At 66.0% G+C, this 21,437-nt stretch carries 18 protein-coding genes; 11 read left to right on the top strand and 7 right to left on the bottom strand.

The annotated features are described in order from the left end of the window. Positions 1–9 precede the first annotated feature (9 nt). The 6 genes from H6935_09310 (at position 10) to H6935_09285 (ending at position 8,248) form a co-directional block, all read left to right on the top strand. On the top strand, positions 10–870 hold the full coding sequence (locus tag H6935_09310; GenBank protein ID MCP5278546.1) for a DUF692 domain-containing protein: 861 nt from the start codon (positions 10–12) through the stop codon (positions 868–870). Further along, a complete protein-coding gene (locus tag H6935_09305) occupies positions 870–1,622 on the top strand; it encodes a putative DNA-binding domain-containing protein (protein MCP5278545.1) in 753 nt (250 codons plus the stop codon). Before H6935_09310 ends, H6935_09305 begins: the two co-directional genes overlap by 1 nt. A gap of 184 nt (positions 1,623–1,806) precedes the next feature. Further along, positions 1,807–6,288 (top strand): glutamate synthase large subunit, encoded by a 4,482-nt coding sequence (gene gltB, locus H6935_09300; GenBank protein MCP5278544.1) that lies wholly within the window; start codon positions 1,807–1,809, stop codon positions 6,286–6,288. A 17-nt stretch (positions 6,289–6,305) separates the two neighbouring features. Beyond that, positions 6,306–6,530, top strand: coding sequence for an addiction module protein (locus H6935_09295; GenBank protein MCP5278543.1), 225 nt, complete (start codon positions 6,306–6,308; stop codon positions 6,528–6,530). After that, a complete protein-coding gene (locus tag H6935_09290) occupies positions 6,527–6,820 on the top strand; it encodes a type II toxin-antitoxin system RelE/ParE family toxin (GenBank protein MCP5278542.1) in 294 nt (97 codons plus the stop codon). The genes H6935_09295 and H6935_09290 overlap by 4 nt, the downstream gene beginning before the upstream one ends. Positions 6,821–6,832: 12 nt before the next feature. Next, a complete protein-coding gene (locus H6935_09285; GenBank protein ID MCP5278541.1) occupies positions 6,833–8,248 on the top strand; it encodes an FAD-dependent oxidoreductase in 1,416 nt (471 codons plus the stop codon). A 129-nt stretch (positions 8,249–8,377) separates the two neighbouring features. Here H6935_09285 and H6935_09280 read toward each other — a convergent pair whose 3' ends face one another. From H6935_09280 to H6935_09265, 4 genes are all read right to left on the bottom strand, one after another. Beyond that, positions 8,378–8,848 (bottom strand): TlpA family protein disulfide reductase, encoded by a 471-nt coding sequence (locus H6935_09280; protein MCP5278540.1) that lies wholly within the window; start codon positions 8,846–8,848, stop codon positions 8,378–8,380. A gap of 74 nt (positions 8,849–8,922) precedes the next feature. Then, on the bottom strand, positions 8,923–10,419 hold the full coding sequence (locus H6935_09275; protein ID MCP5278539.1) for a DUF302 domain-containing protein: 1,497 nt from the start codon (positions 10,417–10,419) through the stop codon (positions 8,923–8,925). Positions 10,420–10,771: 352 nt separating this feature from the next. After that, the gene (locus H6935_09270; GenBank protein MCP5278538.1) at positions 10,772–12,643 is read right to left on the bottom strand and encodes a PAS domain-containing protein; all 1,872 of its coding nucleotides are present in this window, start codon (positions 12,641–12,643) and stop codon (positions 10,772–10,774) included. Positions 12,644–12,699: 56 nt separating this feature from the next. Continuing rightward, positions 12,700–13,092: a rhodanese-like domain-containing protein gene (locus H6935_09265; GenBank protein MCP5278537.1), complete on the bottom strand. Its 393-nt coding sequence runs from the start codon at positions 13,090–13,092 to the stop codon at positions 12,700–12,702. Between the two features lie 224 nt (positions 13,093–13,316). Here H6935_09265 and H6935_09260 point away from each other — a divergent pair, with 224 nt between their 5' ends. From H6935_09260 to H6935_09240, 5 genes are all read left to right on the top strand, one after another. Next, a complete protein-coding gene (locus tag H6935_09260) occupies positions 13,317–13,469 on the top strand; it encodes a hypothetical protein (GenBank protein ID MCP5278536.1) in 153 nt (50 codons plus the stop codon). Positions 13,470–13,553: 84 nt separating this feature from the next. Further along, the gene (locus H6935_09255) at positions 13,554–14,906 is read left to right on the top strand and encodes an MBL fold metallo-hydrolase (GenBank protein ID MCP5278535.1); all 1,353 of its coding nucleotides are present in this window, start codon (positions 13,554–13,556) and stop codon (positions 14,904–14,906) included. A gap of 198 nt (positions 14,907–15,104) precedes the next feature. Then, on the top strand, positions 15,105–15,989 hold the full coding sequence (locus H6935_09250; protein ID MCP5278534.1) for a hypothetical protein: 885 nt from the start codon (positions 15,105–15,107) through the stop codon (positions 15,987–15,989). 20 nt (positions 15,990–16,009) lie between these two features. Then, positions 16,010–17,005, top strand: coding sequence for a TRAP transporter substrate-binding protein DctP (gene dctP, locus H6935_09245; GenBank protein ID MCP5278533.1), 996 nt, complete (start codon positions 16,010–16,012; stop codon positions 17,003–17,005). A 112-nt stretch (positions 17,006–17,117) separates the two neighbouring features. Next, a complete protein-coding gene (locus tag H6935_09240) occupies positions 17,118–18,926 on the top strand; it encodes a TRAP transporter large permease subunit (GenBank protein ID MCP5278532.1) in 1,809 nt (602 codons plus the stop codon). A gap of 114 nt (positions 18,927–19,040) precedes the next feature. Here H6935_09240 and H6935_09235 read toward each other — a convergent pair whose 3' ends face one another. The 3 genes from H6935_09235 to H6935_09225 form a co-directional block, all read right to left on the bottom strand. After that, positions 19,041–19,793, bottom strand: coding sequence for an ABC transporter permease (locus H6935_09235; GenBank protein ID MCP5278531.1), 753 nt, complete (start codon positions 19,791–19,793; stop codon positions 19,041–19,043). A gap of 108 nt (positions 19,794–19,901) precedes the next feature. Then, positions 19,902–20,828: an ATP-binding cassette domain-containing protein gene (locus H6935_09230; protein MCP5278530.1), complete on the bottom strand. Its 927-nt coding sequence runs from the start codon at positions 20,826–20,828 to the stop codon at positions 19,902–19,904. Continuing rightward, positions 20,819–21,418 carry an alpha/beta hydrolase gene (locus tag H6935_09225; protein ID MCP5278529.1) on the bottom strand — a complete coding sequence of 200 codons (600 nt, stop codon included), beginning with the start codon at positions 21,416–21,418 and terminating at the stop codon, positions 20,819–20,821. Before H6935_09225 ends, H6935_09230 begins: the two co-directional genes overlap by 10 nt. Positions 21,419–21,437: the final 19 nt, after the last annotated feature.

Genomic DNA, 21,437 nt, shown 5'->3' with positions numbered 1-21,437 from the left:
GAGCCTGTCATGACCCACCCGCGCCAACCACAGGGCGCGGGGCTCGGATTCCGGCGCGACCTGATTCCCGAACTCAAGGTCGCGCTGGACTCCGGCCTCCCCAAGGTCATCGATTTCTTCGAGCTGGCGCCCGAGAACTGGATCGACCAGGGCGGACGTCACGCCCGGGACCTGCGCGCCTTCACCGAGCGGGTGCCCTTCGTCTGCCATGGGCTGTCCCTGTCCCTGGGGGGCATGACGCCCCTGGACCAGGTGCTGCTGAAGAAGATCAAGACATTCATGGCCGACCACGGCATCACTTTGTATACGGAACACCTGTCCTACTGTTCCGACCACGGCCACCTGTATGACCTCATGCCCATACCGGCCACCTGGGAGGCGGTGAAATACGTGGCGGGCCGTATCCGCCAGACCCAGGACATCCTGGGCCAGCGCATCGCCATCGAGAACGCCAGTTATTACGTGGCCGCCCCCATCAACGAGATGAGCGAGCCGGAATTCGTCAACGCCGTGCTGGCGGAGGCGGACTGCTGGCTGCACCTGGACGTGAACAACGTCTATGTGAACAGCGTCAACTTCGGTTTCGACCCGGTGGCCTACCTGAAGCGGATGCCTGCCGAACGCATCGTCTATATGCACATGGCCGGCCATTACCAGGAAGCCGAGGACCTGATCATCGACACCCACGGCGCCGACGTCATCGATCCCGTCTGGCAGCTCCTGGAAACCGCCTATGACCTGTTGGGCGTCCATGCCACCTGCCTGGAGCGGGATTTCAACATTCCTCCCCTGGCCGAACTGCTGCCCGAGGTGGAGCGCATCGCCGCCATCCAGCGGGCCTGTAAACCCAAAGCCCAGGCCGTGGCCTAATGGACTTCCAACGCTACCAGCGCGCCTTCACCGCCCGCATCCGGGATCCCAAGGCCAACGATCGCCCCCAGGGCGCACCACCCAAGCGCATGAAGGTGTACGAGGAACTCCTCTACAACAACCTGGAAGGCTTCCTGCTGGCCTGCTTCCCCGTGTGCCGCAAGATTCTGGGCGTGCGGCGCTGGAACCGGCTGGTGCGGGCCTATTTCCGCGAGCACACCAGCCACTCTCCATATTTCCGTCAAATACCCGAGGAATTCCTGAAATACCTCCAGGACGAGTGGACGCGCCCCGAGGATTACCCCCCCTTCCTGCCGGAACTGGCCCACTACGAATGGGTGGAACTGGAGTTGGATACCTCTGACAAGGACCGGAGCTTGCCTGCCCACGACCCTGTGGGAGACCTGCTGGCGGGAAGTCCCCTGGTAAACCCCGTGTTGCGGGTACTGGCCTACCGCTGGCCCGTGCAGCGACTGTCTGTGCGTTTCAAGCCTGAAGAACCTCCCCTGGAGCCCACTTTCCTGGCGGCATGGCGGGACAGGGGCCTGGACATCCGCTTCAGCCAGCTCACCCCGGCCACGGCCCGGTTCCTCAATCTGCTCCAGGAGCATCCCGGGTTGACGGGAGAACAGGCGCTTCAGCAGTTGGCAAGGGAACTCCAGCACCCCGATCCGGACGCCTTGCGGGCCTACGGCCAGGCTTTGCTCAAGGGCTGGGGCAGTGATGGCATTTTGCTGGGCACCCTCAGCTAAGTCCTTGGTCACAAAAGCACTATTGCCATTGCTGTTGGCGATGCATGGGCCTTCGCGATAAAATCCCCGCCCTTTGTCTAAATGCATGAACGAAAAAGGCGTACCCAAGCGCCGCGTTGCGGTATCTGCCCCCCTGGGGGGCAAGAATACTTGGGGCGGCCCTAAGTATTCTTGAGAGATCGCGATGGATGACCGTCAGCGCCGCCTTTGCGGCACGCTCTACAGCCCGGATTTCGAGCAGGACAGCTGCGGCTTCGGCCTCATTGCCCAGCTGGACAACCAGCCCTCCCACAAGCTGGTGCGGAACGCTATTTCCTCCCTGGCCTGCATGACCCACCGGGGCGCCGTGGCGGCGGATGGCAAATCCGGTGACGGCTGCGGCCTGCTGTTCAAGATGCCCGAGGACTTCCTGCGCACCGTGGCGGAGGAGGCGGGCATCCGGCTGGCCCCCCGCTTCGCCGCCGGCCTGGTGTTCCTGAACCAGGACCCCGCCCTGGCCCGGCGCGCCCGGGACCTGCTGCTCCAGGAACTCCATGCCGAGGGCCTGGAACCTGCCGGTTTCCGCCCGGTGCCCACGGACAACTCCGCTCTGGGTGAATACGCCCTCAAGAGCCTGCCGGTCATCGAGCAGCTGTTCGTCAACTGCCCGGATGCCATCGATGCCGATATCTTCGAGCGCAAGCTGTATATCGCCCGCCGCCGGGTGGAGAAGGCCGTCGCCGGCGCGGATTCCACCTTCTATATGCCCACCCTGTCCGGCCGGGTCATTTCCTACAAGGGCCTGGTGATGCCGGCCTGGCTGCCGGTGTTCTACCCGGACCTGAACGACGCGCGCTTCGAGTCCGCCCTGGCCGTGTTCCACCAGCGCTTTTCCACCAACACCTGGCCCGAGTGGCGCCTGGCCCAGCCCTTCCGCTACCTGGCCCACAACGGCGAGATCAACACCGTGCAGGGCAACCGCAACTGGTCCCGCGCCCGGGAGCAGAAGTTCCAGAGCCCCCTGATCCCCAACATGGACGACGTGCGGCCCATGGTGGGCTTCAACGGTTCCGACTCCATGAGCTTCGACAACATGCTGGAAGGACTGCTCATGGGCGGCGCCGGTCTGTTCCGCGCCATGCGCATGATGGTGCCGCCGGCCTGGCAGAACGTCACCAACATGGACCCGGACCTGCGGGCCTTCTACGAATACAACTCCATGCACATGGAGCCCTGGGACGGCCCCGCCGGCATCGTCATGACCGACGGCCGCTACGGTGTGTGCATGCTGGACCGCAACGGCCTGCGGCCCGCGCGCTACGTGATCACCAGGGACCGCTTTGTCACCATCGCCTCGGAGGTGGGCGTGTGGGACTACGGCGGACCCGACAACATCGTCGCCAAGGGCCGCGTGCGCCCCGGCCAGATGGTGGCCGCCGACCTGGAGACCGGCCGGTTCCTTCTGCCCGAGGACATCGACAACCAGCTCAAGTCAGCCCGGCCCTACCGGGAATGGCTCAAGGCCCACGGCAAGCGGGTCGAGTTCGGCCTGGAGCAGGATACCGGCTACCCGGCCATGGATGCCGCCAGCGTCGCCATGCACCAGAAGCTGTTCAATGTCAGCTTCGAGGAACTGGATCAGGTGCTGCGCGTGCTGGCCGAGGACGGCCAGGAGGCGGTGGGCTCCATGGGTGATGACACGCCGATGGCCGTTTTGAGCCAGAAGGTGCGCTCCCCCTTCGACTACCTGCGCCAGCAGTTCGCCCAGGTGACCAACCCGCCCATCGACCCGATCCGCGAGGCCATCGTGATGAGCCTGAACACCGTGTTCGGGCGCGAGCGGAACCTGTTCGAGGAGACGCCGCAACACGCGCACCGCATGGAACTGAACAGCCCGGTGCTGTCCCACGACGCCTTCAAGGCGGTGACCACCAGCAGCGATCCGGCCTATGCCGTGATCTATTTCGACCTGCAATATGACCCGGCCGCCACCGACCTCAAGGCGGCCCTGGAGAAGCTGGCCGCCGACGCGGTGGCCGCCGTGCGCTCCGGCAAGGTGGTGGTGGTGCTGAGCGACCGCATGATCGAGCGCCACCTGCTGCCCATCCCCGCGTTGTTCGCCACCGGCGCCGTGCACCATGCCCTGATCCATGCCGGCCTGCGCTGCGACGCCAACATCGTGGTCAAGACCGGCGCCGCCCGGGACCCGCACCAGATCGCCGCCCTCATCGGCTACGGCGCCACCGCCGTTTACCCCTACCTGGCCTACCAGTCCATCCTGGAGATGGTGCGCAGCGGCGAGGTCAGGCTGGCGCCGGAAAAGGCCCTGCACAACTACCGCAAAGGCATCGACAAAGGCCTGCTCAAGGTCATGTCCAAGATGGGCATCTCCGCCATCGCAAGCTACCGGGGCGCCCAGCTGTTCGAAGTGGTGGGCATGCACGAGGAGGTGGTGGACCTGTGCCTGAAGGGCAGCGTGTCCCGGGTGTCCGGCGCCAACTTCGCCGACTTCGAGGCGGACCAGAAGCAGCTGGCCCGGACCGCCTTCAATCCCCTGAAGGCCATCCCCGCCGGCGGCCTGCTGAAATTCATGCACGGCGAGGAATACCACGCCTACAACCCGGACGTGGTGCAGGAGTTGCAGAAGGCCGTGCAGACCGGTTCCTACGACGCCTACAAGCAATACGCCGCCACGGTGAACAACCGCCCCGTGGCCATGTTCCGCGACCTGATGAAACTGAAGCTGGCGGACCAGCCCCTGGCCGTGGACGACGTGGAGCCCATCGAGGCCATCCTCAAGCGCTTCGACTCCGCCGGCATGTCCCTGGGTGCCCTCTCCCCCGAGGCCCACGAGGCCCTGGCGGAAGGCATGAACCGCATCGGCGGCCGTTCCAACTCCGGCGAGGGCGGCGAGGACCCGGCCCGCTACGGCACGGTGAAGATGTCCAAGATCAAGCAGGTGGCCTCGGGCCGCTTCGGCGTCACCGCCCACTACCTGGTGAACGCCGAGGTCCTGCAAATCAAGATCGCCCAGGGCGCCAAGCCCGGCGAGGGTGGCCAGCTGCCCGGCAAGAAGGTGGAGCCCCACATCGCCAGGCTGCGCTGCACCAAGCCCGGCATCTCCCTGATCTCGCCGCCGCCCCACCACGACATCTATTCCATCGAGGACCTGGCCCAGCTCATCTTCGACCTGAAGCAGGTGAACCCGGAGGCCCTGGTGTCGGTGAAGCTGGTGGCCGAGCCCGGCGTGGGCACCATCGCCGCCGGTGTGGCCAAGGCCTATGCCGACCTCATCACCATCTCCGGCTATGACGGCGGCACCGGCGCCAGCCCCCTGACCTCCGTGAAATACGCCGGCACCCCCTGGGAGCTGGGCCTCACCGAGGCCCAGCAGGTGCTGCGCGCCAACGGCCTGCGCGGCCGGGTGCGGGTGCAGACCGACGGCGGCCTGAAGACCGGCCTGGACGTGGTCAAGGCCGCCATCCTGGGGGCCGAGTCCTTCGGCTTTGGCACCGCGCCGATGATCGCGCTGGGCTGCAAGTACCTGCGCATCTGCCACCTGAACAACTGCGCCACCGGCATCGCCACCCAGGACGCCCGCCTGCGCAAGCAGTTCTTCATCGGCCTGCCGGACATGGTCATCAACTACTTCACCTTCGTCGCCCGGGAGACCCGGGAGTGGATGGCCGCCCTGGGCATCAGCCGCTTCGAGGACCTCATCGGCCGCACCGACCTGCTGGACCTGCTGCCCGGCCAAGATGGTCAACTAAGCGACAAACAGGGCAAGCTCAAGCTGGGCGTGCTGCTCTCCCAGGGCGGCATCGATGCCGCCGAGCCCCGCTTCTGCGTCGAAGCCCGCAATCCCTCCTTCGACAAGGGCGAGCTGGCCGAGCAGATGGTCAGGGACGCACTGCCGGGCATCAAGGGCAAGACCCCCCAGCGCCTGGAATACGCGGTGCGCAACGTCAACCGTTCCATCGGCGCCCGCCTGTCCGGCGAGATCGCCAAGGCACACGGCGCCGAGGGCCTGCCCCCCGACTGCCTGCACATCAAGCTCAACGGCTCCGCCGGCCAGAGCTTCGGCGTGTGGAACCACAAGGGCCTGACCATGGAGATCGAGGGCGACGCCAACGACTACGTGGGCAAGGGCATGTCCGGCGGCCGGCTCATCGTCTACCCGCCCAAGGTCTCGTCCTTCGAGGCCCACAAGGCCAGCATCATCGGCAACACCTGCCTGTACGGCGCCACCGGCGGCGAACTCTACGCCGCGGGCATGGCGGGTGAGCGCTTCGGCGTGCGCAACTCCGGCGCCCTGGCGGTGGTGGAGGGCGTGGGCGAACACTGCTGCGAATACATGACGGGCGGCTGCATCATCGTCCTCGGCAACACCGGCCTCAACGTCGGCGCCGGCATGACCGGCGGCTTCGCCCTGGTCTACGACGAGGGTGATCAAACCAGCGGCCACTTCGCCGACAAGATCAACAACGAACTGGTGGACATCAACCGCATCAACGACGAGAAAACCGGCGAACACCGCGCCTTCCTGCGCGAGAAGCTGGAGAAGCACCTGCTCTACACCGGCTCCGCCCGGGCGCGCTGGATGCTGGAGCACTTCGACGACGTGGTGAACCGGTTCTGGCTGGTGAAGCCCAAGGCTTTGACGCTAGATAGTTTGTTGAAGGACTGAAAGTAATGGAGGTTGAGATGGGCCCGATAACCATTGAGCAGCTCAAACAGCTTTCCTATGCGGAAAAAATCCAGTTGGTGGAAGACCTTTGGGACGCCATCGCGGCCGAAGCAGCCTCACAGCCGGTCAGCGATGAGGTCAAGGCGGAAATGCAGCGCCGTTTGGCGGAACACCGAGCGCACCCCGGAACGTCAATGCCTTGGGATGCTGCCAAGGCGGAACTGGAACGTCGGTTTTCATGAAACTGTTGTTCCGTCCCGAGGCGGTTGAGGAACTGGCCGAGATTCGTGCCTGGTACGAGTCCCAGGGCCGTGGTCTGGGGAATGACTTCATGCGTTCGATTGAAGTGGCCTTGGCGCAGATCGCCCGTTTTCCATCCGCTGCCTCTGGGGTGCAAGGTGATGTGCGGCGGACCTTGGTGCGAAAGTTTCCTTATTCACTTTTTCACGCAGTCGAAGGCGACTTCGTGGTCATTTTGGGTTGCATACACCAGCACCGGGCCCCTATCCACTGGCCCCAGCTGGACCATTAATCAGGAATTCCCATGTCCGACGTATTCCAATTCCTCAACATCGCCCGCCGGGACGGCGACAAGACCCCGGCCGAGGTGCGCAAGGTCGAATTCAAGGAAATCTACGCCCCCTTCGGCGCCGACCAGGCCCGGGAACAGGCCGGCCGCTGCCTGGCCTGCGGCAACCCCTACTGCGAGTGGCGGTGCCCGGTGCACAACTACATCCCCAACTGGCTCAAGCTGGTGGATGAAGGCCGCCTGTTCGAGGCCGCCGAGCTGTCCCACCAGACCAACTCCCTGCCCGAGGTCTGCGGCCGGGTCTGTCCCCAGGACCGCCTGTGCGAAGGCGCCTGCACCCTCAACCAGGTGGCGGCCGGGGCCGTCACCATCGGCGCCGTGGAGAAATACATCAGCGACACCGCCTTCGCCCAGGGCTGGCGCCCGGACATGAGCAAGGTGGTGCCCACCGGCAAAAGGGTCGCCGTCATCGGCGCCGGCCCCGCCGGCCTGGGGGCCGCCGATGTGCTGGCCCGCAACGGCGTGCAGGCGGTGGTCTTCGACCGCTATCCGGAAATCGGCGGCCTGCTCACCTTCGGTATCCCCGAGTTCAAGATGGAAAAAAGCGTCATGGTGCGCCGCCGGGAGATCTTCGAGGGCATGGGCATCGAGTTCCGCCTGAACACCGAGGTGGGCAAGGACATCACCATGGAGCAGCTCGTGGCGGAGTTCGATGCCGTGTTCCTGGGCATGGGCACCTACACCTACATGCAGGCCGGCATCCCCGGCGAGGACCTGCCCGGCGTGATGCCCGCGCTGCCCTTCCTCATCTCCAACATCAACCACTGTCTGAGCCTTCCCCAGGCGGAGTTCATCGACATGAAGGGCCTCGGGGTGGTGGTGCTGGGCGGTGGCGATACGGCCATGGACTGCAACCGCACTTCCATCCGCCAGGGCGCCGCCAGCGTCACCTGTGCCTACCGCCGGGACGAGGCCAACATGCCCGGCTCCAAGCGGGAAGTGGCCAACGCCAAGGAAGAGGGCGTGCAGTTCCTGTGGAACCGCCAGCCGGTGGAGATCGTGGGTAATGGCAAGGTGGAAGGCATCAAGCTGGTCACCACCGAGCTGGGCGCCCCCGATGCCCGGGGCCGCCGCACCCCCGTGGTCATCGAAGGCTCCGAGGAGATCATCCCCTGCGACCGCGTGGTGGTGGCCTTCGGCTTCCGCCCCAATCCCCAGCCCTGGTTCGCCGACCTGGGCATCACCACCGACCAGGGCGGCCGCGTTGTTGTCAACAGTGTGGCCAAGGACCAGAAGTATGCCTACCAGACGGCCAATGCGAAGGTGTTTGCAGGTGGCGACATGGTGCGGGGCTCCGACCTGGTGGTCACTGCAGTGTACGAAGGCCGCGAAGCGGCCAAGGGCATGCTGGAGTTCCTTGGCGTCTGGTAAGCCGGTTTTTCCCCGTTATCTGGTGAACGGGCCTCGCCTATGCGCGGGGTTCGTTTTTTATGTCCCCCTCTCCATCGTGCGGGACGAGCGGGGACGGTTGCGGTAGCAGAGGCAGTTTCCGCCCTGCCTTCACTTTCCACGTTGCGCTGAGATGTAATCCTCAAGGTCCTGACGCGACACCAGCCCCACTTCGCCTGCGACTGTCTTTCCCGTGGGGTCGATGATGTAGGTGGTGGGCAGGGCCGGCACGGGGCCGAGGGGGGTACGGCGCTCCGGCGCGCTTTGCAGCACGGGGTAGGGGATGTGCTGCCTGGCAACGAATTCCTTCAGGTCCTTCCTGTCAATGGCCTCGAAGTTGATGCCCACCACGACGATGTTTCGATTGCCACGCCTTTCGTGCAGGGCGGCCAGGTCAGGCAGTTCCTTGCGGCAGGTGCCGCACCAGGTGGCCCAGTAATTCACCACCACCCATTTGCCCCGATATTGGTCCAGGGACTGCATGCGGCCGTCGAGGTCCGGCAGGACGTAGTCGATGGCCTGAGCCTGGTTTCCAAGGCCCAGCAGGAGGGCGGCAATCAATCCGGGAAGACACTTGTTCATGGGCTCGCGCGCCAAAAAAACTCCCTGACGGATGCTTGCCTGCCAGGGAGCGGAGGAAAGACAGGCAGGCCAGCTCAGGGTAGCATGTCGTAGCTGATCTGCTCGCCGGGATTCAGGGCGATGCCAGCATTGACGCTCAGCGCGGCCGCTACGATCTTCTGCAGGTCATCCATGATGTTGCCCGGGATGGACGCGAAGTTGAGCTTCTCTACCTCGGAGATGTCGGCGAACAAGGCATTCAGCATGAAGTGGGGGTCCAGATAGCTGACCACCAGCGTCTCCGTGCTGCCGTTGCCGTCCCGGTCGACGATCTGCACGGTGATCTCGCAGGGCAGGGCGGTCACGTGGTGCAGGCCGGTGCTCATAGCCATCTTGGCGTACTTGGGCGAGCAGGCCTCGATGACATGGTTGTTTCCGGGCAGGGTCAATGGGGTGGCGCGGGCCGAACGCCAGCTCGAGCCGGGGCTGAGGATGCTGTCCAGGGGGGCGCCATCGACAAGTGTCGGATGCGTGCCTTCGTCCGGCTGCCCATGGATGCTCATGGTGTTGATGATGGCCTGGGTCACCGCCGTGGAGTTGGCCGCCGTGAAGGCGGTGCCGTCGGCCTTGGTGTAGCCGACATGCTTGTAGGGCGACTGGTAGGGCGAATCGGCCACCACCTCCAGCACCTGGTCCATGCTCCTGTATTTCGGTCCGAGCTGCTGGTCGACGGCCTTGGTCTTGGCATCGAACGCGTTCATGGCATGCAGCACCACCGCGCGGATCTCCGCTTTCACCTGGGGCGGCAGGGCGGTGATCGCCTCGGCGAAGGCCGGGTCGGTCATGTCGTCGCTGGACAGCACGTCGGTGAAGAACAGCGAGAAGATGGCGTTCGGGTCGAGCATGTCCACGTAGATGTGCTCGTCGTCGTTCCAGATGGCGACCTCGCAGGGCAAGGCGGGGGTGTGACTGTAGCCGTTGACCACCTTCTTGGTGCCGACGATGGAGGCGACACCCAGGGCCTGCTTGGCGTAGTGCTCGTTGCAGAAATCCAGCACGCTGGCCTTCTTGGTGTTGGCCGGGGTCACCGTGCCGGTGGTCATGTAGGTGATGTCGTTGGGGTCGATGGGCTCGGGGGAGGGGATTTCAATGATGGCCTTCTTGATTTCATCGTCGGTGCAGGACCAGCTCTTGCGGCAGTTCGCCGAAGTGCCGCCCAGCACCCAGTCGTCGCCTTTGATGACATCCATGCTCAGCTCGGCCGAGTCCCTGTAGCGGGCGACATAGTCGGCCAGCGCCAGGGCCGCCGCCTTGCCTTTGGCATAGGTGGCCTTGTGGTCCACCTCGCCGTAGGCATCCCGCACCACCGGCAGCCTCGCTACCCGGTTGAAGGGGGTGATGGTCGCAAAACCGTCGTTGCCATAGGCATTCGCATGGGCATGTCCATACGCATAGGCATGGCCCTTGCCGGCGAATGCGGGCTGCATGCCCATGGTCATGGCCAGTCCCAGGGCCGCCCCGCCGTACAGGGCCTTTCTGATCCAGCCGTTGATGGGGGCCTCAGCCGTTCTGTTCACGAATCCACGCTTCATTCTTCTGTCTCCAGGGTTGGTTGACGTCACTTCGAGACGGCCGATGCCGGGTTTTCCGGCTGATGCCGATCCCCGCCATTCCCGACCGGGATACGCCGTCCGGTGTGGTCATTTCCGCCTTGGCGAGCCAGCGAACAAGATGGCCGGCAACCCGTATCCGCCATCAAAACTAACAGCCCGACGGTGGAGCGCCAGTCCCTTGTTCGTCGATATTCGTAAGCTTCCGGAAGAAATAATTTCCAATAGAATCAGATTGATGCAAGCGCGCGCGGGTGCATTTCAACGAAAACCGACGCAGGCCGCGGACGAGATGCCCGGGGAGGAGGGGGGGACAGCGCGGCAGGAGGGGGGGTCAGTCCCCGGAGGGCCGGATACCCGAGACAAGCAGGCGGAAATCGTTCAGGGCCTGCTGCAGCTTCTTGCGCTCCAGGCTCGACCTGCGGCCGAGCTGCTTGAGTACGAACTCGGCGGTATCGATGACGCGCTGGGTGCGGGGGTTTCTGGGACAGGTCTCCAGGTTCAGGTACTTGTCCAGGGTCCGGGTGGTGGGCGTCGACTTGTCAATGTAGACCGGCCAGATCCGGCTCTCCTCGGCCAGGTCGATCTTGCTCTTGTCCAGGTCGTGCTCCCAGCAGGCCAGGGCGCAGAGCATGAGGTTGACCGCCTGCTCGCGGATGGCCGGGCGTTCGGTGCCTGTTTCCGCGCTTTCGCCGCCGGCCGGGACGGCGCCGGCGACGGCCGGCACGTGGCCCGGCGAGTTGCGGGTCAGCTCCAGCAAGCTGTTGAGGGATTCCTCCACCGCATTCATGCGCTGCTCGTTGCGCTGGAAGCTGGTGACGACCTCCTCCGCGGAGAGAAATCTGCCCAGGCCCTCCGTGGCATTCACCACGATGGCATAGCCATGACCGCCCTGCACATGCAGGGGGCGGACCACCGCATCCCGCTCCAGGCGGCCGCCGTCCTTGCGGATGCAGGTGAGGCGTGCCTGCAGGCTGCTCCCTGCCGATGCGCCGGCAAGGCCGGCCTCCCGCAGCATGCCGGCGATGTCCTCGACGAACAGGTCGCCCAGGTCCAGGTCGCCGATTTCGTCAGGCGCATAGCCGAACACCGCCGCCGCACCGCGGTTGAAATACACCGCTTCCTGATCGTTGCCGAAGCACAGGATGGCGCTGTCATCCAGGTCAAGCAGCCGTTCCAGGTCGCTTGTCCGCTGCCGAACCTGTTGCGCCATGGCATTGAAGGTCTCGGCGAGGACGGAAAAATCCCGCAGGCCGCTCTTGTTCACGGTCAGGTCGAGCTTCCCGGCGGCCATCTGCTTCATGTCCCGCACCATGCGTCGGACCGGCACGAAGAGGAAGCGGTTGAACAGCCAAAGGGCGAAAAGCAGGGTGCCGAAGGTCAGCAGCAGGAAGCCACTGATGGTGAAGATGCGCGCCTTCTCCATTTGCGCGTTGAGCTTGCCGACATCCTCGTAGCCTACGATCTTGAAGGCGGGCAAGCCGTCCGAAGCATGCAGCATGTATTCGATGGGCAGGTGGCTGTCCGCAAGGTGTTGCGTACCGGCAAGGATGGGCTGGCCGCGAGGCGTGAATATGCTGATGGGCGTGCGGGTGATGGTGCCGATGTCCGGCAGGTTGAAGGCCGGGTTGATGATGATTTCCAGGTAACCCACCAGGCGCAGGCCACCGATGGGCACGAGGGTGGAATGCAACGGCCCCTGGGGTGAAATCCAGATCGCATCTATGGCCTTCAGACGCTCGACGCCGGAACGCCCCGCCAGGTCCTGTGCCAGATGCGCGGCGAGCTTTCCATCCAGGCCGATGATGCCTTTCGTGCTCTCGGCGACTGGCCTCAGATTGAGATCGTGGATGCGGATCTTCTCCAGGTTGATGTTGGCAAAGCCCACGAAACCATTGATGAATGGATCGTCCAGCAGCCTCACCAGGCGGTCGTGGCCGCCGGGCCTGCCTGCATCACGGAGGCCCTGGATCACCTCCTCGCTATGGGCCAGGCGCATGCCCAGGTCGAAGGTATGGCCCCTGACGGACTTGAGCATTTCCTGGGAGGCCACCTCAATGACCCGGGACAGGCTGTTGACCTGGGCGTCCAGGGCCGCCTGGCGGAAGTAGCTGCCGGCCCACAGGGAAAGGACGCTGGCCACGATGCCGATCATCAAGATGATGATCACCGTGACGGAACGGATGGACAGGGTCTCAATGTGCATGGGGGAATGGGCGCGCCTTGCCGCGGGGCCTGGCTGTCATTGTTTTCATGCAGGGTTCAATCCGTGATGACCGGCAGGCGCTTGTCGGTCCATTCCTTCCAGCCGCCGCGGAACCAGAATACATTCCTGTAGCCCCAGTCCATGGCCTTGCGGATGGCATCGGAGCTGCGCAGGCAGCGAATGCCGTTGCAGTAGAAAATGATGGGGGCGGTCTTGTCGGGCACGAGGCGCTCCAGGTCCTCCCGCCGCATGGCGGTGTTCAGCAGGTTGGCGGCCCCCTCGATATGGCCCTTGCCGTATTCGGACTTCTTGCGTGCGTCGATGATCACCAGTTCAGGACGGGACAGGGTCAGCTCCACCACCTGTTCGGCGGTAACGATGACGGCCCCCGGCACGCCTTCCGGGGCATAGGGTTTTTCGGCGGCGAAGAGGCTGGACGAAAGCAGCATGAGCAGGCCAAGCAGAAACCCGAGTCTGGATCGTTGCGGGCGATTCCACGGTTGGCTCAGTTTGGATGGCAAGGCATTACCCTCATCGCCGGGTCAAAATGGGTGCCAATGATGCGACAGGCTGGGGGAATCGCCAAACGGCGGGGTGACAGGGGCCCCCCACGCAAGCGAGGGTGGATCAGCTTGTGCTTTGGCCAATGGCGCGGTTGTCACGTAAGGCTGGAATGTTCAATGGGGGCGCCCCCCATGCCCGGGGCCGCCGCACCCCCGTGGTGATCGAAGGCTCCGAGGAGATCATCCCCTGCGATCGCGTGGTGGTGGCCTTCGGCTTCCGCCCCAATCCCCAGCCCTGGTTCGCCGACCTGGGCATCTGGTAAGCCGCTGGTAACGCCCTACCATTCCGCGCCGCCACTGGGCGGCGTAGCCTTGGCCGTCCCGGTGCAGATGGCAAGGCAGTTCCCATGAAATCGCTTCTTCTTCTGTTGTGCTGTCTGCTGGCCGCCGCCTCCGCCAAGGCCCAGAACCTGGCGGCCGTGCAATATCCCATCCCCGAAGCCCCACCCCTTTCCCAGGCCGCCCAGGCGGTGCTGGACGACGTCATGGCCCGGGTGCCCCAACTGGATACGGCGGGCCTGGCAGCCCAGTTGAAGGAACGGCCGGATACCATGGTGATCGACGTGCGCATGCCCCAGGAGCTGGCCATCCTGGGTGGCCGCATCGACGCTCCCCGCTTCGCTAACCTGGTGCGGGGCTGGCTGGAGTTCCAGGTCGAGACCGCCGTGCCCGACAGGAACACCCCCATCGTGGTGTATTGCGGCGTCAGCCAGCGCAGCCCGTTGGCCGCCGAGACCCTCATCAAGCTGGGCTACACCGACGTGAGAAACTATCGGGACGGTTTCTTCAACTGGAAGCGGGCCGGGCTGCCCATCGTGCCCACGGACGCCGCGCCTGCCTCCTTCCTCTATGACCTCCCCCGGGAAGTGGCCCCCGGTGTCTGGTCCGCCATTGGCGCCACCGCCCCCGGCACCTACGAGAATTCAGGCCACAACAACAACCTCTCCTTCGTGATCACCGAGGCGGGCGTGGTGGTGGTGAACGCCGGCGACAACTACCTGCTGGCCCAAAGCCTCCACGACGAGATCAGGAAGCGGACCGACAAGCCGGTTAAGTACGTGGTGCTGGAAAACGGCCAGGGCCACGCCATGCTGGGTTCCAGCTACTGGAAGGAACAGGGCGCAAAGATCGTCGCCCACCGTGATACCGCCAGGTACATGGAAAAGAACGGATACGAGGCCCTGGCCGGCATGCGCGCCCGCCTGCGGGACAAGGCCTGGCGCACGGAGTTCGTCATGCCCGACATGGTCTACGACGACCAGCTGGACCTCTCCATGGGCGGCGTGAAGATCGAGGTGCTGCACCTGGGCAACGCCCACCACCACGGCGATACCATGGTCTGGCTGCCGCAGAAGAAGCTGGTCATCGCCGGCGACACCGCCTTCCACGTGCGCATGCCCCCCATCTTCGAGGACACCGACACCGCCCGCTGGATTCGCATCTGGGACCGGTTCGAGGCCCTGGGTGCCGAGACCGTCATCCCCGGCCACGGCGGCCCCACCGACATGGCCACGGTCACCAAATGGACCCGGGGCTACCTGGTCCACCTGCGCGCCCGCATCGCCGAGGTCATCGAGAAGGGCGGCACCCTGGAGGACGCCTACAAGGTGGACCAGTCCGCCTACCTGCACCTGCATACGGCGGACGAATTGGCTCGCCTCAATGCCGGGCGGGTGTTCCGGTCCATGGAGTTCGAATAGGGGGCGGGCTGACCGGGTTTCCCTCTCCTTCTCCAGCGGGACTGGGGAAGGAGTCGGTTTTGGGTTTGCCAGGCGGTTAGAGCGCAAGCCCAGGGCGATTGGCCGGAGAGGCCGGGGGCTCGAGTCGTTCCAACGTCATGCCGCTGTAAAGAAGGCCGGTTAGATTGCCACGTTTTTGGCCTCGGCTTGAACGGCGACATGAACGATTGGCTGCGCGGCGCCCTTGTAGTCTCGGTGATACTGCTCCTGGCCGCCTGCTCCCCCCGTCAGATGGTCATGGGCCACCTGGCCGACGGCCTGGCCACACAGGGCCAGCAGACAGAAGACGACCTGGACCTGGCCCGCGAAGCCAGCGCCTTTTATCTCAAGCTGTCGGAGTCGGTGCTGCGCGAACGGCCGGGGCACGCGGCCCTGGCGGAATCCGTGGCCGCCGGCTTCACCCAGTACGCCTATGCCTTCGTCGCCTTCGAGGCGGACCGGGTGGAGGAACGGGACGTGGCCGAGGCGGAGCGTTTGCGCCAGCGGGCGGCCCGCTTGTACCGTCGCGCCCACCGGCATGGGATGACGGCCCTGGAACAGGCCCACCCCGGCTTGCGCGCGGCGTTGGCCGGCGACCCCGCCGGCTGGCCGAAACTGGACCGGGAGGACGCCGGGCTGGCCTACTGGGCGGCGGCCGCCTGGGGCGGCTGGATTTCCCTCGGCAAGGACAACCCCGATCTGGTGGCCGACCTGCCCCTGGCGGCGCGGCTGGCCCGCCTTGCCTGGCAGGCTGATCCGGAATGGGGCCAAGGCAGCCTGACCAGCCTGCTGGCCACCTTCGAGGCGGCACGACCCGGCGGCGACCGCAAACAGGGCCTGGCCTGGTTCGATCAGGCCATCGCCCAGGCCAATGGCAAATCCGCCGGGCCGCTGCTGGCCAAGGCCGAAGGCCACGCCCTGCCCCTGGGGGACCGGGCGCTGTTCGAGTCCCTGTTGCAGGCAGCCCTGGCCATCCCCGATGCGGGCGATGGCAATTCCCTGCAAAACCAGGTTGTGCGGAAACGTGCACGCTGGCTGCTGGAAAAATCTCCCGACCTGTTCTGATACCCCATCGAGGCATTCCCATGCGTTTCTTCACCCTGCTGCTGGCCGCCCTGTTGATCGCCGGAGAGGCCCTGGCCGCCAGCCCCTTGCGCATCGGCACCCTGGCGCCGAAAAACTCCCTCTATCACCGTCAGCTCATGGAACTGGGCGAGGCCTGGCGCAAGGCGGAAGGCGGCGGCAAGTATCTCGTATATCCGGACGGCAGTCAGGGTGGGGAAGTCGACATGGTCCGCCGCATGCGCATCGGCCAGTTGCAGGGTGGCCTGCTCTCGGTGGCCGGTCTGGAGGCCATCGAACCGTCCATCGCCGCCTTGCAGCTCATGCCCCTGATGTTCCGCGGCTGGGACGAGGTGGACCACGTCCGGGAAAAACTCCGTGCCGACATGGAAAAACGCTTCCTGGACAAGGGGTTCGTCATCCTGGCCTGGGGCGACGCCGGCTGGGTGCGCTTCTTCACCAAGCAACCCGCCGCCTCGCCCAGGGACTTCCTGGGCATGAAATTCTTCGCCTGGGGCAGCGAAGCGGCGCAGCAGGAGATCATGAAGAGCCTGGGCTACACCCCGGTGCCCCTGGAGGTGTCCGACATCCTGCCGGCCATCCAGACCGGCATGATCAACGCCGTGCCGTCCACCCCCTACTTCGCCCTGGCAACCCAGATCTACACCAGCGCCCCCTACATGCTGGATCTCAACTGGGCCCCCATCGTCGGCGCCCTGGTGGTAACCCGCAAGGCGTGGGAGTCCATGAGCCCGGCCGCCCAGACGGCGGTGAGGGAGGCCGGCGCCCGCGCCGGCGACAAGATCCGCGCCCAGGCACGCAAGGAGGTGGATGAAGCGGTGGCGGCCATGCAGAAACGGGGCCTGACCGTGACCCGGCCCACGCCCCAGCAACTGCAGGCATGGCAAAAGCTGGCCGACGAGCTGCATCCCCGCATCCGGGGCAGGCTGGTCCCGGAGGAGACCTTCGACGCCGTGGTGGGGCACTTGAAGGCCTACCGGGCGGGCAAGGGGAAGTAAGCCTGGCGCAAGCCCCCCCTGCCCATGGCGATGGTTGGGAGCCGGCGGGCCGGGATGCGCGGCGTCTTGCCTGGCCGGCCATGAGTACCGCAAACCTGTTTCCCGAGCCCCCATGTACACAGCCCTGACCCGCTTCGACGCCATCCTCGCCGGTGGCGCCCTGGCCCTCATGCTGATCATCCCCGTGGTGGAGATCGTCCTGCGGCCGCTGTTCGGCCGGGGGGTCGAGAACGCGCCGGTCCTGGTTCAGCACCTGGGGCTCGTGCTGGCCATGTTCGGCGCCCTGGTGGCGGAGCGGGGCGGGCATCTGACTTCCCTGGGCGCGGGCCTGGCCGCCGCCGAGCATCCCCATCTCCGCCGTTTTGCCCAGGTCTTTGCCGGCGCCAGTTCGGCCCTGATCTGCGGCCTGCTGGCCCAGGCAAGCTGGACCTTCGTGGCCAGCGAGATGGAAGCGCCCCATGCCCTGGCCTACGGCATCCCTGGCTGGATCATCCAGGCGGCCATGCCGGCGGGTTTCATCCTGCTGGGGCTGAAGATCGGCTCCCGTCTGGCCGAGACGCCCGCCTGGCGCATACCGCCCGCCCTGCTGCTGCCCCTGGCCGGCTGGCTGCTCGCCGGCCATTTCGACGGCGAAACCCTCCACCTCTGGCCCTTCGTCCTCTGGCTGGCGCTGATCCTGTTCTGCGGCGCCCCCATCTTCGCCGTGCTGGGCGGCCTGGCCCTGGCCCTGTTCTGGCAGGAAGGCCAACCCCTGGCGGCCGTACCGCTGAGCCACTACCAGATCACGGTGAATCCTTCCCTGCCGGCCCTGCCGCTCTTCACCCTGGCCGGCCTCATCTTCGCCCGCACCGGGGCGGCGGTCCGGCTCGGCACGCTGTTCACCACCCTGTTCGGCGGCGGTGCCCTGGGCACGGCGGTGGCGGGCGCCGTCCTGTGTTCCTTCTTCACCGCCCTGACCGGCGGCAGCGGTGTCACCATCCTGGCCCTGGGCGGCCTGCTGCTGCCCCTGCTGACCCGGGCGGGGTTTGCGGAAAAGCGGGGCATCGGCCTGGTCACCAGCGCCAGCGCCCTGGGCGTGCTGCTGGCCCCCTCCGTGCCCCTCATCATGTACGCCATCATCGCCCGGGTTCCCATCAACACCATGTTCCTGGCCGGCGTGCTGCCGGCCCTGGTCATGGTGGCCTTTCTGCTCCTGGCGGGGGGCTTCCTGCGCCGGGACGGCCTGGCGCCAGTCGAACCGGTCGAACCGGCGCGACGGACTTCCCGTCGCGCGGCGGCCTGGGCCGCCAAGTGGGAGCTGCTGGCCCCCGTGGTGGCCATCGGTTCACTGGTGAGCGGTCTCGCCACCCCCATGGAAAGCGCCGCCCTCACCGCCGCCTATGCCCTCTTCACCCAGAGCGTGGCCCATCGCGAACTGGACCTCCGGGGCCTGGGGCTCGCCCTGGCGGAATGCGTGCAGGTCATCGGCGGCATCATGCTCATCCTGGGCATGGCCCTGGGGCTGACCAATTTCCTGGTGGATGCGGGCATCCCCGACCTGGCGGTGGAATGGGTCCAGTCCGTGCTGCCCAACAAGTACGCCTTCCTGGTGGCCCTGGTGGTTTTCCTGATCGCCGCCGGCGCCCTCATGGAAATCTACGCCGCCATCGTGGTCCTCGTCCCCCTGTTGCTGCCGGTGGCCCTGGCCTACGGCATCGATCCGATCCACTTCGGCATCATCTTCCTGGCCACCCTGGAAATCGCCTTTCTCTTCCCCCCGGCGGGACTGAACATCTATTTCGCCTCCGCCATGTTCCGCAAGCCCTTGCGCTACGTAGCTGTCTCCGTGCTGCCGGCGGTGGGCGCCATGTTCCTGGGCGCACTGACCATCTCCCTGCTGCCCTTCCTGTCCACCTGGCTGCCCGGGCTGCTGGGTCAGTAGCCGCCGCTGTTTCAATACCAGCTTGGGTGGCATCGCCGAATCGGCGTACCTGGGCCATCAACCGCCGCTGGAATCACCCCTGCCCCCCTTTGGTAAAGGGGGATAAGGCAACGATCAGCGCAGCAGCCGCCGCCGCGTCAGCACCAGCGACGCGCCAAACCCCGCCACCCCGTAAGCCACCAGCACCACACCGTGCCACAAGGGCTTCTCCGGCCAGTGCCCCAGCACCAGCGGCCGGGCCAGCTCGATGGCGTGGGTGAGGGGCAGCCAGGCGGCGGCCGTGGCCAGCCAGCCGGGCAGGGCGGTGGGGGGGTAGAAGACACCGCCCAGCAGCACCATGGGGGTGATGGCCAGGGTGAAGTAGTAGAGGAAGAAGTCGTAGTTGGGGGAGATGGCGTTGACGGCGAGCCCCAGGCCGGCGAAGCAGAAGCCGGTGAGCAGGACCACGGGGATGAGGGCCAGGCTCAGGACGAAATCCCCCTGCAAACCCAGCACCCAGATGACCAGCATGATGGCGGCGCCGGAAAGCATGCTCTTGAAGGTGGCCCAGGCCAGTTCCCCCAGCAGCACGTCCTTCAGGCCCAGGGGGGTGTTGAGGATGGCCTCCCAGGTTTTCTGCACGTGCATGCGGGAGAAGGCGGAGTAGAGGGTCTCGAAGGTGGCGCTGTTCATGACGCTGTAGCACAGCATGCCGGCGGCCAGGAAGTTGAGGTAGGGCACGCCGTCCACCTGTTGCAGCAGGCCCCCCAGGCCGTAGCCCAGGCCCAGCATGTAGAGCATGGGGTCGGCCAGGTTGCCCAGCAGGGAAGGGCCCGCCAGCTTCTTCCACACCTTGAAGTTGCGCAGCCAGACGGGGAACCAGTTCATGGGCGCTGCCTCCGCGCCTGGCGGTCATTCCGGCTTTCGCCGGAATCCAGAAGATCAAAATCCCTGGACCCCGGCTTTCGTCGGGGTGATGGGTTGGGTATGGGGGACTCAGTCACGCAAATCCCTCCCGGTGAGCTTGAGGAACACGTCTTCCAGGTTGGCGGGCCGATGCAGGTAGCGCAGGCCGGCGGCCCGGGCGGTGTCGCCTTCCAGGTCCGCCACCACGGCCTGGGGGTCGTCCGTGTAGCAGAACAGGGTTTCCCCCGCGGTCTCGCAGCGGCGGCAGAAGCGGGAGGCGCATGTGTTCCATTCCAGCAGGCCCTCGCCGAAGACCTCCACCACGTGGGGTTCGATGTGGGTGGCGATGAGTTCCCGGGGCGTGCCCTGGGCGATGATGCGCCCCTGGTCCATGACGCTGATGACGTCGCACAGGCGCTCCGCCTCCTCCATGAAGTGGGTGGTGAGCAGCAGGGTCTTGCCCTGGGCGATGAGCCGGCGCAGGCCCTGCCAGATGAGGTGCCGGGCCTGGGGGTCCAGGCCGGTGGTGGGCTCGTCCAGGAAGACGAGCTCCGGGTCGTTGATGAGGGCCCGGGCCAGGGTGAGGCGGCGCTTCATGCCGCCGGACAGGTTGGCGATGGGGGCGTCGGCCTTGGCCTCCAGGCCGGCGAAGGCCAGGAGGGCGGGGATGCGGGCGGCCATCTCGGCCCGTTTCAGGCCGAAGTAGCGGCCGTAGGTGAGCAGGTTCTCCCGCACGGTGAAGTCCGGGTCCAGGCTGTCGGCCTGGGGCACCACCCCTACACGCCGCCGGGCGGCGGCGCCCTCCGCCGGCATGGGGTGGCCCATGAGATGGATGTCGCCCGCGTCCGCGCCGACGAGGCCCAGGGACAGGCGCAGGGTGGTGGTCTTGCCGGCGCCGTTGGGGCCCAGCAGGCCGTGGCAGCGGCCGGGGGCCAGTTCCAGGTCCAGGCCGTCCACCACGGCGGTGGCGCCGTAGCGCTTGGTGAGGCGGCGGATGGAGAGGGGGGCTAACGGCACAGGCTTTCAACCAGGGCCTGGAGGGGCTTCAGCCTGCCGTGGAAGAAATGCCCCGCCCCCTCGATCTCGTGCAAGGGGATGCCGTGGGCATGGGCATATTTCCTGACGGCGGCGATGGGGATCAGCTCGTCCTCCACGCCGTGGATGATGTGGGCGGAGATGGCGGGGCCGGCGAAGTCGTACATGGTGACCGCCGGGCCCACCATGATGAGGCGCTCGGCATTCAATTCCGCCGCGACCCGATGTTGCACGTAAGCGCCGAAGGAGAAGCCCAGAAGGGTCCAGGGCAAGCCAGGGTAGTGGGGGGCGATGCTGGCGGCCAGGCCCAGCAGGTCCTCGGTCTCGCCGATGCCGTGGTCAAAGGTTCCCTCGCTCTCCCCCACGCCGCGGAAGTTGGGGCGGATAGCCACCAGGCCCCGGTTCACCGCGGCCCTGGCCAGGGTCCAGGCCACCTTGTTGTCCAGGCTGCCGCCATGGAGGGGGTGAGGATGGGCGATGAGGGCCAGTCCCCGGCGGCCTTCCTCCGGGTCCTCGATGACGGTCTCGATCCTGCCGACCGGGAGCTTGATGCGCAGCTTGTGGCGTTTCATATGGGTGTGCAGGGTATGG

This window comes from Thiobacillus sp. (assembly GCA_024235835.1).
In the GTDB taxonomy this organism is placed as follows: domain Bacteria; phylum Pseudomonadota; class Gammaproteobacteria; order Burkholderiales; family Thiobacillaceae; genus PFJX01.
The sequence above is the reverse complement of the archived record's forward strand: the minus strand, read 5'-3'. Positions and strand labels throughout refer to the sequence as shown.

Bases quoted from the DNA above. Each gene is read 5' to 3' on its own strand.
- H6935_09310 (MCP5278546.1), top strand. From the start codon at position 10: ATGACCCACCCGCGCCAACCACAGGGCGCGGGGCTCGGATTCCGGCGC.
- H6935_09305 (MCP5278545.1), top strand. From the start codon at position 870: ATGGACTTCCAACGCTACCAGCGCGCCTTCACCGCCCGCATCCGGGAT.
- gltB (MCP5278544.1), top strand. From the start codon at position 1,807: ATGGATGACCGTCAGCGCCGCCTTTGCGGCACGCTCTACAGCCCGGAT.
- H6935_09295 (MCP5278543.1), top strand. From the start codon at position 6,306: ATGGGCCCGATAACCATTGAGCAGCTCAAACAGCTTTCCTATGCGGAA.
- H6935_09290 (MCP5278542.1), top strand. From the start codon at position 6,527: ATGAAACTGTTGTTCCGTCCCGAGGCGGTTGAGGAACTGGCCGAGATT.
- H6935_09285 (MCP5278541.1), top strand. From the start codon at position 6,833: ATGTCCGACGTATTCCAATTCCTCAACATCGCCCGCCGGGACGGCGAC.
- H6935_09280 (MCP5278540.1), bottom strand. From the start codon at position 8,848: ATGAACAAGTGTCTTCCCGGATTGATTGCCGCCCTCCTGCTGGGCCTT.
- H6935_09275 (MCP5278539.1), bottom strand. From the start codon at position 10,419: ATGAAGCGTGGATTCGTGAACAGAACGGCTGAGGCCCCCATCAACGGC.
- H6935_09270 (MCP5278538.1), bottom strand. From the start codon at position 12,643: ATGCACATTGAGACCCTGTCCATCCGTTCCGTCACGGTGATCATCATC.
- H6935_09265 (MCP5278537.1), bottom strand. From the start codon at position 13,092: ATGCTGCTTTCGTCCAGCCTCTTCGCCGCCGAAAAACCCTATGCCCCG.
- H6935_09260 (MCP5278536.1), top strand. From the start codon at position 13,317: ATGTTCAATGGGGGCGCCCCCCATGCCCGGGGCCGCCGCACCCCCGTG.
- H6935_09255 (MCP5278535.1), top strand. From the start codon at position 13,554: ATGAAATCGCTTCTTCTTCTGTTGTGCTGTCTGCTGGCCGCCGCCTCC.
- H6935_09250 (MCP5278534.1), top strand. From the start codon at position 15,105: ATGAACGATTGGCTGCGCGGCGCCCTTGTAGTCTCGGTGATACTGCTC.
- dctP (MCP5278533.1), top strand. From the start codon at position 16,010: ATGCGTTTCTTCACCCTGCTGCTGGCCGCCCTGTTGATCGCCGGAGAG.
- H6935_09240 (MCP5278532.1), top strand. From the start codon at position 17,118: ATGTACACAGCCCTGACCCGCTTCGACGCCATCCTCGCCGGTGGCGCC.
- H6935_09235 (MCP5278531.1), bottom strand. From the start codon at position 19,793: ATGAACTGGTTCCCCGTCTGGCTGCGCAACTTCAAGGTGTGGAAGAAG.
- H6935_09225 (MCP5278529.1), bottom strand. From the start codon at position 21,418: ATGAAACGCCACAAGCTGCGCATCAAGCTCCCGGTCGGCAGGATCGAG.